9 protein-coding genes are annotated in these 12483 nt (G+C 43.6%); 5 read left to right on the forward strand and 4 right to left on the reverse strand.

What is annotated here, in order from left to right:
• Window positions 1-47: 47 nt before the first annotated feature.
• Window positions 48-1175, forward strand: coding sequence for an ISAs1 family transposase (locus tag ACJJIQ_RS12935; RefSeq protein WP_445362101.1), 1128 nt, complete (start codon window positions 48-50; stop codon window positions 1173-1175).
• Between the two features lie 337 nt (window positions 1176-1512).
• Here ACJJIQ_RS12935 and ACJJIQ_RS12940 read toward each other — a convergent pair whose 3' ends face one another.
• The 4 genes from ACJJIQ_RS12940 to ACJJIQ_RS12955 all read right to left on the reverse strand — a co-directional run bounded on the left by ACJJIQ_RS12940 (window position 1513) and on the right by ACJJIQ_RS12955 (window position 5232).
• Complete coding sequence (locus tag ACJJIQ_RS12940; RefSeq protein ID WP_444916595.1) at window positions 1513-2274, reverse strand: LytR/AlgR family response regulator transcription factor; 762 nt, start codon at window positions 2272-2274, stop codon at window positions 1513-1515.
• Window positions 2262-3215 carry a sensor histidine kinase gene (locus ACJJIQ_RS12945; protein ID WP_445362102.1) on the reverse strand — a complete coding sequence of 318 codons (954 nt, stop codon included), beginning with the start codon at window positions 3213-3215 and terminating at the stop codon, window positions 2262-2264. Before ACJJIQ_RS12945 ends, ACJJIQ_RS12940 begins: the two co-directional genes overlap by 13 nt.
• A 66-nt stretch (window positions 3216-3281) precedes the next feature.
• The gene (locus ACJJIQ_RS12950; protein ID WP_445362103.1) at window positions 3282-4451 is read right to left on the reverse strand and encodes a hypothetical protein; all 1170 of its coding nucleotides are present in this window, start codon (window positions 4449-4451) and stop codon (window positions 3282-3284) included.
• 145 nt (window positions 4452-4596) lie between these two features.
• Complete coding sequence (locus tag ACJJIQ_RS12955) at window positions 4597-5232, reverse strand: CHAP domain-containing protein (RefSeq protein ID WP_445362104.1); 636 nt, start codon at window positions 5230-5232, stop codon at window positions 4597-4599.
• 379 nt (window positions 5233-5611) lie between these two features.
• Between ACJJIQ_RS12955 and ACJJIQ_RS12960 the strand changes: the two genes are divergently transcribed.
• The 4 genes from ACJJIQ_RS12960 to ACJJIQ_RS12975 all read left to right on the forward strand — a co-directional run bounded on the left by ACJJIQ_RS12960 (window position 5612) and on the right by ACJJIQ_RS12975 (window position 12253).
• The gene (locus ACJJIQ_RS12960) at window positions 5612-7177 is read left to right on the forward strand and encodes a VCBS domain-containing protein (RefSeq protein WP_445362105.1); all 1566 of its coding nucleotides are present in this window, start codon (window positions 5612-5614) and stop codon (window positions 7175-7177) included.
• Window positions 7178-7199: 22 nt separating this feature from the next.
• Entirely contained in the window at window positions 7200-7496 is a 297-nt protein-coding gene (locus ACJJIQ_RS12965) for a hypothetical protein (protein ID WP_445362106.1), read from the forward strand.
• Window positions 7497-8072: 576 nt separating this feature from the next.
• Window positions 8073-9155 carry an efflux RND transporter periplasmic adaptor subunit gene (locus tag ACJJIQ_RS12970; RefSeq protein WP_445362107.1) on the forward strand — a complete coding sequence of 361 codons (1083 nt, stop codon included), beginning with the start codon at window positions 8073-8075 and terminating at the stop codon, window positions 9153-9155.
• Window positions 9152-12253, forward strand: coding sequence for an efflux RND transporter permease subunit (locus tag ACJJIQ_RS12975; RefSeq protein WP_445362108.1), 3102 nt, complete (start codon window positions 9152-9154; stop codon window positions 12251-12253). Before ACJJIQ_RS12970 ends, ACJJIQ_RS12975 begins: the two co-directional genes overlap by 4 nt.
• The last annotated feature ends 230 nt before the right edge of the window (window positions 12254-12483 follow it).

A 12483-nucleotide genomic window follows, 5' to 3' on the forward strand; every position in this document is an offset into this window, starting at 1 on the left:
CCTAGAATAGCTATCTTTTTTGATAAATAGAGTGTTTTTCAGACAAAATGGATAGCGTTAGCCTTTTACATCACTTTGACGACATGGAAGATCCTCGAGTTGATCGGCACAAGCTGCACGCCCTGCCCGATATTTTACTTATCATGTTTTGCGGTGTTATTTGTGGTGCTGAAAGCTGTAGAGATTTTGTCGATTTCGCAGAATCTAAGATAGATTACCTAAAACGATTCACCCCGCTAAATAGCGGAATACCCTCAAAAAACACTTTTAGCCGTGTTATTTCAAGCTTAGACCCCGAACAATTTAAGCGCTGCTTTCTGCAGTGGGTCCAAGGTATTCAGCAAGAACTCGGTAACGTGATTGCGATCGATGGCAAGACGCTAAGGCGCAGCTTCGATCAGGCCAGTAAACGATCTCCTATACATATGGTGAGTGCTTTTGCGTCCGAGGCGCGACTTGTCCTTGCTCAGCAAAAGGTAGAAGAAAAGTCGAATGAGATTACGGCCATACCGAAGTTACTGGAGATTCTTGATCTTAATGGTGCGATTATTACGCTTGACGCCATGGGCTGCCAGAAAACGATCACTCAGAAAATTATCGAACGAGGCGGCGATTATGTGATTGCTGTGAAGGGCAACCAGGACAAACTGCACCAGCAAATTACCACGCATTTTAATAATTTGTTCGATATGCAGCACCACAAGCATGTCGATACTGATTGTGTGGAAGAGGTGAGCCGAGGCCGAATAGAATCCAGAAAATGTCTCTCTACTAACAGTATTGATTGGCTCGAAGGTAAAGAGCAATGGCACGGTCTAAGAAGTGTTATCGCAGTCCAGGCGAAACGAACTGTAGATGGGCGAACTAGTTGCGAAACGCGCTACTATATCAGTAGTTTAGAGCCGTGCTCAGCAGAACTCAATCATATTATTCGCTCTCACTGGGGTGTTGAAAACTCGTTACACTGGATTTTAGATGTGGTTTTTCGTGAGGATGATAGTCGCTTCAGATCAGGAAATGCACCAGAAAACATGGCGATCTTGAGGCATTCGGCACTCAATCAGTTGCAAGCGGCAAAGCCCAGCTTTAAAAAAGACATGAGCATTAAAAGGCTTCGGAAAAAGGCTGGCTGGGATAATGAAACCTTGGACAAGATAATTACAGCCACCATTTAGACTGATTTATATGGGACAGCCCTGGGCAATTAAAACCCCATTAAGTTTGAAGCACGGCTTTAATAGTAATTCAATAAAACCAATATCATCTTTAACGCTATAATCTCTTATCGCAGTCCCGCCATATTACCCTTCCTTTCATCAGAGGCAGTTGGAGCATTTAGATTAAAGATCTCTCGACACCAAACCAATCTGAATGTCCGGCCATCAAAAATAAGGGGCGGTAAAGTTACTAATTCTTAAGTAGCAGATATGAATCTCTACTATGCATATCAATTTAAATAGAGGGGTCAATTTAACCCCCCCCTAAGTTAAGACAAATATAAATTGTTGATCACTACATTGTTTTAAACAATGAAGCAGCCCTACGACTCACTGTATATTGACGCCCGTCATCCATCACCACAGATACACCGCCAGTTATTCCACGGCATACTTTTTGAATGCGCTTCACACAGACAATTGTAGAACGGTGGATTTGCCAAAATAAATCTGGCTCCAACTGAGCTAATAACTCCTTTAGAGGGGTTCTAATAATATGCTCACCCTGACCGGAGTAAACCGTCGTGTATTTGTCCTCTGCCACAAATGCCGAAACCTCATCGCAGGCAATCAGATGAATATCTTCGCCTTTGCTTGCCTTAATCCAGCGAAGGTACTCAGGTCTACTTAAGGAAAGCTGCCTCAGCAACGCCTCAATATCAGGTCCTGACTTTAGGTTACCCTCTTCCCGGTCTCTCAGGCGCTGCCGAATACGATCACATGCTTTTTCCAGCCGCTTGTCATCAATAGGTTTTAGCAGATAGTCGGCTGCCTCATGCTCAAAAGCACTTACAGCATACTCATCATAGGCTGTGATAAATACAACAATAGGACTTGTTTTTAATTTGCCAAGAGCCTCAGCAACAGCCAAACCATCCATTCCAGGCATGCGGATATCGAGAAAAACTACATCAGGCTCCTCTTGTTGGCATAGGGCTAACGCCTCGCGGCCATCACAGGCTTTACCTGCAATCTCAAGCTCAGGAAAAATATCGGCAAGCATTTGGTCAAGATGGTGACGCAATAAAGGCTCATCGTCTGCAATTATGGCACGCATGGAAACTCCAAACGGGCAGTTACCCCGCCCTGATTATTACTTTGAATCAGTAGCTTACCACGCTCTTGGTAAAGGGTAGAAAGTCGCTCCCTAATATTGCTTAACGCAATCCCATTATGTTTGCTGGGGCTAATTTTATTAGCTCCAGCAGCGAGCCCCACACCGTTGTCTTCTACCTCAATAACCCACTGGTTTTCTTTCTGTTTCACCCGCAACCTGACCAGTCCACCTTTGGCTGCAGGCTCAATGCCATGAAAAATTGCATTTTCCACTAAGGGTTGTACAAGTAACGGGGGAACAAATGTCTCTAAACTCACCCCCCCTGATAAATCAACTTCATACTCTAGCCGTTCCCCCAAGCGTATCTTTTGAATCTCCAAATAGCATTTCAAACTGCTTAGCTCATCCTTTAAGGATACCTGGTCGGAACGGGATTTTTTCAAGCTAATTCGCAAGAGGTCACTAAAGTTATCCAGTAGAACTTCTGCCTTTTGAGGATCGTGGCGAATAAGCATTTTCAGATTGGCCAGAGTATTAAATAAAAAATGAGGTTCAATCTGGCTTTGCAATACTTTTAGCTGGCTCTGAGCCAAAGTCTTTTGTTGCTCCATCTTTAACAATTCAGCTTCTTGCCGCTCCCTCTCAAATTGGTAAGCCTGCTCCCGATTAAGATGGACTTGATAAAGAAAAATAGAAAGAAGAATAGCAACGATTAAAAAATCAAGTGCTCGAAAGGCTCCATATCCTGATATCCACCACCAAGCATGCAAAGTTCCCAACATAATTGCCACTAAACTCACTACTGCATACTTCAATTTAGAGGGCCAGGCGGGCTTGAAAAACTCCACTACTTGTCTCGTAGATGTCGCTATAAATCCGTACACCAAAGAAATCATACCGTGAATCACATAGCTCCCGTCCCAAATTGCCTGAGTGATCACCGCTACCACCATGCAAATTATCAAAGTGCGCAAGTACTCTCTTAACAAGTTCATCATTAACTCCACTCAAAAAACTATCGTCGTACTGAGGGTAAATACGGCTTGGCTTTGAAGCTGCGCAAAAGCAGACTCGTCTCGACCACCAAAGAATCTTGCAGACGCACCAAGTACCCAATCTTCAGTTAACTTCCTCTCACCACCGATAGTTAAAAAAAGGCCACTATCTTCCGGGGTATAGACTAAATCGATTTTAGGATGATATTCATTATTGGAAAGCATCCAATGTAAAAGCAGATTGTGCCTCAAGGCATTATCATTAGAAAAGACCATCGCAGAGGACCGGCGAAAGCTATCCCATTGCACCCCCTGATTTTGGTACCATTGGCTGTAATCAAATACCTGACCCCACTCATTTTTGCCCCAAGAGCGACTATCAAACCAGTACTCCAAAATAATGGAGTGCCCAATACTATTTGCCCAAGTCATTCCTATAAGAGCCTGCCAACCATCATTTGCTTTTTCTTGTTTTGGTATGGCCATCAATTCTGGGGGCAGCCAGCGCCAATACTCCTGCTGATAACGCCATTCCGCATGGACTTCCCATTGCTCTCCATAGGTATTAACCCAGCTTCCTCCCAGGTTTACACCTCGTTGATCATCCATATAACCCAGCAACTGCCATTCGGCACTCAGTCCCAGCTGATACCAGCGCATGGCCAGTCCTCTTGGGAGGTCTCCCCCAGAGACCTGACTGATACCGGCATCTATCAGCATTAGACTTAACTCTCCGCTCTCAGTGAAACGGCTAGCCGACACTACGCCAACTCCTTCGCTCACTTGAAGTGACACCGAATTCCGCTCAATGGGTAAAAACCAATCCAGGGGGCGATGCCCATAACCAACACCAAAGTCTAGGCGGCGTTTGCCCAGCAACCAATCCCAGTCCTGCCAGCTCCCCTGCCAGAAAAGCTCCTCAACTACCAGCTCTGATTCTTCACTGCCACCGCGCTCTGCCTGATGGAATGCAGAGATCTGCCCTTCCCAAGCTTCATACTGTAGAGCCCCCTGTAGTAAAGCTTGCCGAGACACACTTGATTGCCCCTCAAAAAGTGAGCTATCAGAAGCGCGATCATAAGCGGCTGTCATCGCCAGATCCCACTGTGATTCAAGGGCATCCGCCTGGCTGGTAGCACTACCAATCAGTAGAGATAGCGCCCAAAGAGAATATAGTTTCATAGTTGCCTCCATTCGTGGGAAGCACACTACCAACCTTCCAGGCCCATACCATCGGATAAGACCAGCGGTACTGGAATCAGATAAATGGCTTTTGACCGAGATTAATGGAGGGGGTTATCTATTAAATAACCCACTGAAAAGTTGATCACTCTTTGCGCAACCATCCGAGAATACGGTTATTCTCTACATACCATTGCCCTGGGGGCATGAAAATAAGTGGGTAACGCTCTCGGGAGGGAGAAAATGGACCCGCGTTCTGCTGAATAACCTCCAGGGTAGCATTCTCTATATCTATCATAGAGACGATAGCCACATGGCCATAAGGGTTAAAGAGGGAAGGATTATAGACAACGATATCGCCAATATCCGGAGGGGTATTACCTTGGTTACGAAACTGCAGCAATCCTCTTTTGGTATTCAAATTTCCATGCTGAACCGTCAGGTCAAAAAAATCTTTAGCGTGACCAAATGTATCCGGCATTTTGTGCCCAAATCGCTCGTAATAATAGCGCTTAACAAACTCAACACACTGGTATCTTAGGCCAAGATTATAACCATCTTCCGAGGTGTTACGCTCTTCGACATTATTAACTCCACCATTGTAATAGACCTCTACTCCGTGAAGTGAATCTATAACCTCTCCGATAGAATAAGTGGTATTAAGGTTTAGTCGGGTGACTAATAGATATAACATCAATATCAAAAGCCCTGTACCGGCCACAACAGCAATAAACCTACCTTTCCTTCCAACCTCTTTGACTATTTCAACGAAAGACAACATCCATATCTCCCACTAATCGGTTCCAATGATAAATATCCCCATTTTACACTCCCACTCCTACAAAAAAACTTTTGGGACTAAGCACAAGCTACGTTTATATGGAGGTCTAATTCCCTTATCCTACCCACTATACCTACTTAACTTTTGAACCCTGTCATCAATTGCTCAAACAGGGTTCATGCTACATACGAACGCTAACAGAAATTGGGCTAACACCGTCACAACCTGCCAAAAAATCGATAGCTATTTTACCTTGGGTGACCCAGAATCCAAATATAGCTATTTAACCAAGATTCAGCTGGAACCGGGCCACTGAGTAGCTGTCCATCAATTACAAATCGCCCTGTTCAATCAGATTAAGAAATACGTCGAGTTTGTCATGCCTGATACCCTAAAATTCCTTACAGCATTCAGCTTATCGGTTCTCCTTACAGCTTGTGGGGGGGGCTCCAGCAGCAGTAATTCCAGCGATGAAACTACTGAAACCGAAACAAGTACCGACAGCGGTGATAACGGGAATGACGATAGTGATGAAGAAACGGGGGGCTACACCTTTAACCCCAGCAATCCCCTAGCATCACTTATCGTGGGGACACAAGAGTATGCTAGTGGCACTCTCACTCTTGAGGATACCGATAGCAATAGCCCCACCTTTCAAGCCAGTAGTGTGGCCGGGAGCTATGGAGATTTCACGCTCTATGAAAGTGGAAACTGGGAATATCAATTAAATACCAATTCCCAGAATTTGAATGATGGTGATTCCGTAGAGGACACAATCTCTTTCCAGCTCACCGATGGTAGTACCCTCTCTGTAGTATTCTCTATTCAAACCATCGAAGCCACTGAAAGCAGCATTGTCTTTATCTTTATGAACTTCTCAGATTCCTCTGTAGAAGATGATCTCAGTGTTACCCAAATTGCAAATATGGCTTTCAATGACACAGATTCTCTTGATAATGCCTACCATGAAAACTCTCTGGGACAATTAAAGTTCAGCCGCCACCTAAGCAGTGACACCTCACTAGATCAATACTGCTACGGTGAAGACAATGATGAGAGCACTTCTATAGACTGCTTTACCTACAACATTGCCGACAGCCAGAATGGTGGTGTATTGAGCATCGAAGATGCGGAATCTCGTTCAGGCAGTGAATATAACGATAGCGGCTATACATGGCGAGATAGGGCAACCAGCTGGATCGAAAGCAATTACGTAGATTCCAACAACCGACCGGTAGAACTCAACGAGTGGCGTCATCGGGTCTATATTTTCCCGGAAGCTGCGGCCAGAGCAGGGCTCGTTGGTACCGGTGTCGCCACCGTCGGAGGCCGCTGGAGCATGATAATTGCAGATAGTGACCAGCTGATTATGGGTCATGAAATTGGGCACAATATTGGCCTGAGCCACGCCGGCAATGACGATAATAATGATGGGGATACCAACGATAGCGGTGAGAGTGAATATGGTAGTGACGGCTCCCTAATGGGCAATGCTTGGCAATCACGACTTTTTGGAAGCGGTCATCGTGACTATATGGGCTGGTATGACTCATTCCCCGGATACACTGAAACTATTGAGGCGGTCGCAGGCAGCACCACTAGTATTGAGTTTCAAGCCATAGAACTTACTGCTGGTGAGCTTAGTAATGATCTTCCTCAGCTCTTAAAGGCCGAAAGCATTGGTAGCAGGAATGGAGAAAACTACTATTACATCGAATACCACGTCGAGCACGACACCCTCAACCCCCGTCCACACCACGAAAATGCGGTAACGGTTCACTATCTTAGCGGCACCAGTAATAACAATGTTACCGCTAATCAGGTAGCCACACTGTCAACTACCGGGGACAGCTTTACTGACTCATCAGCTGGGATCACTATTGAATTCCTATCCACTGACAGCAGCAACAACTCTGCAACTGTTTCTGTAACTTATGATGAATAATTTAATGAGGAGTAAGACCGCAATGAAAAATCTACCCTTAGCCCTGCTTCTCGCCCTTTCCTCTTCAGCGATTGCCGAAGAGACTGTAACTGGCGTGTTAGAGGAAGAGATCTCCGAGAACTTTCAAACAGGAGAAGTGGATCACCGCTTCTCCGTAAAAGACGAAACTACCGGTGACTACTACTTTATCGACGCCAAAGAGGCAAAGAATAAAGGTATGCAATCTGGTGAGCGAGTACGTATTCATGGAGAGCGAGAAAATAAACGGCGTTTTCGTATACGTGAATCTCAACGCCTGGAGTTAAGACGAGAGGAGTAACGCCCTTTCTAACTATAATTTTAACTCCTACCTCACAAATTCCGCATAGATCAATTCGGGTGTACAGAACATTATCAGTGCACCCGATTAACACAACACCAATTAGCCTAACACTTGGCCACCTCAGATCTAGACACATTTTACTGACCACATTATTAAAGTTAATTATTTAAGTCTTATAATATCGGCACATCTTTACCATTTAGGTAAGTTACAAACAGACCTATTCAACTTACGCTGATAGAAAACCCGAGCAGGCAAGCCACTCTGATATTCACAACACCACTCCCCCCGTCATTTCCAGCTGAGCATATAAGCGCTGCAATATATGTAGTAGAAAATAGCCTCTGGCGCCAAAAGCATCTATTGTAAAAGTTAACATTTTACAAAATTCTAAACATGAACAACTCACCCCTTGTAGATTTCATCTTACCGCACCGAGATTGCAGCAGATAGCTCATCCAAATACCTTTTAGTCAAATATAATACTAAAGGCACCACAGTCTCTTTAATTTTTAATACCAATTACCGCTCTTAAACAATTAATTCAGAAGCAAAACCGACCAGAGCCTCAGGATGAGAAACAGTAAAATTAAAAAGCTCTTTATGGGTAGCATCCCACCTATTCTGTTAATTATTAGCTCCAACTGCCTTGCCAACGATAGCCGCAAAGTACTAGTAGAAGCAGCGCAACCCTGGGAGCAAGCTATTAGAACAAAGTTATTTTGCTCTGTATCTTCCCCTGCCCTACATCAAATATCTAGTCACTCAGATGCTGAACTTATAGAAATAAAGCCTGTTGGCTCCATTATCAAAGCTGGTGAACTAGTAGCAGCCCAGGATGACTTTTATCTCTCCCAGCAAATGAAGATCATTCGCACCGATATTGAATTAACACAAAGCCAGCTTAACTATGCAGAAGAAGAACTAGGTAGACTGGAGAAACTTCGCTCAGCCGACATGGTTTCTCAGTCTCATTTAAATAACCTTAAGCTCAATGTGGACACCTACCAATTAACCAAGCAAAGACTCGAACAACAACTAAGTACTGCTGAATATCGTTCTAAACGATTACTGCACTACGCAAAAACCGATAGTCAAGTTTTAAGCATAGAAGCTAATCCTGGAGAAAACCTCAATCCAGGACAAAGAATTATGCAGTTACTCCCATTAACTGAAAACCAAATTGAATGCAGCCTCCCTGAAGAACATATAAATAAAGAAAGTCTGCTAAGCAATAGCACCTTCAAAATTAAGGAGCAAGATATTGAGCTCAGAAATATCAGCCATATAGTAAACCCAGAAACACAGAACTTTAATCTCTACTTTAAAGTAAACAGACAAAATTTCAAATCCTTACTGGTTGGGCAGCGATTCGAAATAACTATGTTTACCCCTTTCGCGGATCATAGTGAGCAAGAATACATTACTAGAATTCCTAGTGACGCCGTAATTCTTGAGAATGGGCGACAATATAAGGTTTGGACTCTAGACAACGACCAAAGAGCAGTTAGTGCCAAGGTGCAAATATTAGATACTCTCGATAATTATTTTGTCGTACGTTCAAGCATTGCTCCCGGCGATCTTTTGATTGTACTGGGTCACGAAGGGTTGCAACTCAATGAAGCCGTTACTCCTACAAAGAGGGAAAACACATGAAGTCCCTGGAGAAATACAGCTCAATTATCATCTGTTGTACCTTTACCCTAATAATAGCAGGGGTTATAGCCGGGATAAATTTACCAAACGCCCTACTCCCATCCATTAATCGTCCACAAATTGCACTCTCAACCTCCTGGCCAGGAAAGACCGCAGAAGAAATAGAACAAATACTAATTGCTCCGCTAGAGCAGGAACTCTCCAGCCTAAGCCACCTAAAAGAATTGCAAACCAATGTTAATAGTAGCTGGGCTTGGACCGTAATTGACTTCCATTCGGAGGCAAATATGGAGCAAATGTATATTGAGGTACTCTCCAAAATCAACCAAGTACCCAATTGGCCAACACAAGTTCGCACACCGGATGTATTCAATTTTGCAGATGGCGCAGGGGCAACGCTTGGATCCTTTTTCCTATATTCTGAGACGCCAACTAGCGAACTTGAATTAATCGACATATTTATAAATCATGTAAAGCCAGCCTTTAGCAAAGTTCCTGGTGTACAGTCTATTGAAGAGGCCGGCACACCCACTGCCCAAAGGGTGGATATTGAGTTCGATCCGGAAAAGATGACTCGGTACTCTTTAACCATTAGTGAGATAACCGAAAATCTAAACAATTTAACGGATCGTTCGGGAGGAAATCTAAAAATTGGATCAAAAGATTATGCCCTTCATTTTAAAGGTCAGATCCCACTAGAGGAACTCTCAACGCTACCTATCGCAACACGAGAAAGCCAAATCATTCAACTCTCGGATATTGCTTCGGTAAAAGAGCGTGTAGCTTCAGATTGGTTGTACTTTGCCCTTGAAGGCAATAGATCTCTATACTTCTACCTACGCCCTACCGAAAATGTCAATGTTCTAGAAACCATCGCCCAGCTCAAATCAACAATAGAAGAACTAAATGACGGAGAGTTAAATCGACTGGGGATGAAGCTCGCCATAAGCCGGGATGACTCCACGGGAATTCGGAATTCCCTCAGCCTGGTATACGGAAGCCTCTTGCTGGGATCACTACTCGCCTGCCTGGTTATTTATTGGTTTTTACGTAACCCTAGAACTCTTACCCTAATATTTCTGAGCATTCCCATTTGTATCTCTCTGGTAGTTCTGGGAATGTATCTTGGAAATAGAAGTATGAATGTTGTTTCGCTTGCAGGGATTGCGCTTTCTATCGGATTAATGGTCGATGCGGCAATTATTGTCGTAGAAAATATTCAAAGACTGCGCAAGCAGGGTATAAATATTCAGGAAAGTATCACGCGGGGAACTAAAGAAGTTTCGGGCTCATTAGCTTCATCTACAATATCCAGTGTTATCGTATTCTTGCCCATTATTGCTATGCAGTCAGCAACAGGGCAGCTTTTTCAAGATCTGGCCTTCACAATTTCAAGTGCATTATTTGCATCACTATTGTTTGCTCTACTAATACTACCCTCATTGGCCAGACACTTACTTGAAAAGTCAGCAATTACTGAGGGGGAATCCAGTAGTATCAAAATCAATAAGGTGCTTGAATGGTGGGTGAAGCTTTCTATCCGTTCTGCAAGCAATCCTAAGCTAGCTTCCACTGTGATTTTGTTTGGATTACCCGTCGCACTCATTGCCACTTTCATTTCTAGCCCTGACATTGATGTCCTCCCAGACCCTAAGCAAAATATGGTCTCTGCTTATATCAACTTTGAAAGCCCTTTATCCACAGAGACCATAAGAAATGAAATTGGGGAACGGGTCGTAAATAGAATCACAGCCAATAGAGAAGAAATAGAGAACCAAGTTTCAACCTATGGAATAATTTGCAACCCAAATAATTGCAACCTCTATCTATACACAAAAGGGGACTGGGATTTTGAAGAACTAAAGAGTTGGCTAAATGAAAAAGCTCTCTTTGGATTAATTGGGACTCGAATACATTTCAGACAAGGTGGTTTACTAAGGTTTGCCCTACCCAATAACCGTATTAGCCAGTTAGATATCAAAGGGGCAGAGCTATCTCGACTACAGATGGCGGGGAGTGAGCTGATGAGTCATTTACGCTTAGAGTTTCCAGAAGCGCAAATTCAAGAGGGAAGTGCACTTCAAAATAGAGCGGTTCGTATTGAATTTCAACCCAAGCTAGTACAATTAGCTCGTTTAGGTATTACGATATCGGAATTAAATCATCATCTGATGGCTTTAACCGATGGAATATATATTGGGCACTTCTATACGGGAACCAACACTCTTCCTTTTTACTTTAAAGCGAGAGAACCGCAAAATCTTGAGGCGCTCCTAAATACAGAGATACTGATTAACAGTCACGGCTTTATTCCTCTACGTGAACTGACCGACGCCAAAATCACTCAAGCACCAGCCAGTATACTTCGTGTTGGCCAGGAAGTAAGTGCATCAATAAGCTTAACTCCTCCCGAGGGAGTTGCTATGAAGTCTTTTGTCGAGGATGTTGATCAATCTGTGAAAGAGTTTTTATCAGAAAGTTCCTACAATGATCTTCATACACAGTTTAGAGGTAGCGCCAATGAACTCAACCTGTTCCTCAGTGAGTTTCTAAAGATTTTTGCGGCAGCTATTGCAGTATTAGCCTTATTATTGTATTTCGCCCAAAGGTCCGCAAAGTTAGCAGCAGCAGTACTATGTGCTGTACCCTTATCATTCGCTGGCGGAATGATAAGCTTACAAGTTTTAAATCTGTTTACTCCCCAAAGCCTGGATGTAATAACCATGATCGGCTTTGTAATCTTAATGGGGCTGGTAGTTAATAATGCGATACTATTGGTCAACCAATTTCATAAGTCATTGCAAAACGGAGCCAATCAATTAGAGGCGATATATATGGCTGCCAGCTTGCGTGTCCGCCCCATTATGCTTACAACAATTACCTGTATCTTTGGCAATATCCCTTTAGTGCTTAACCCCGGAAGTAGCGCAGCGATCTATCGCGGCCTAGCCACTGTCATTACAGGCGGAATGGTTTCTAGCGCCTTATTCGTCTTATTTTTTATGTCCGCCCTACTTTCAACGAGTTTGTTTCGCACTATCACACCCGCCGCCACTCATAACCGCGACTTAAAACTCCCAGAAGCCACCACTGCATAATATCCAACAGGTGGCCTTAATTTATTCACGCCATACAGATAACAGAATCAAACTACCGGTATGGGCGTGAATATTTTCCTCGAAGGGCACTTTACGACGCTGTCTACCACCTATTCTAACAATTTAATTTGCTATAGTTTTATAGGTCAGTTAACCAATACGGAGAGAATTGGTTGAATCACCTCTTATAGACTGGTAAGGAATCAAGGATGAAGTCTCTAATATATTTA

This window comes from Microbulbifer maximicatervae (SeqCode) (genome assembly GCF_052468295.1).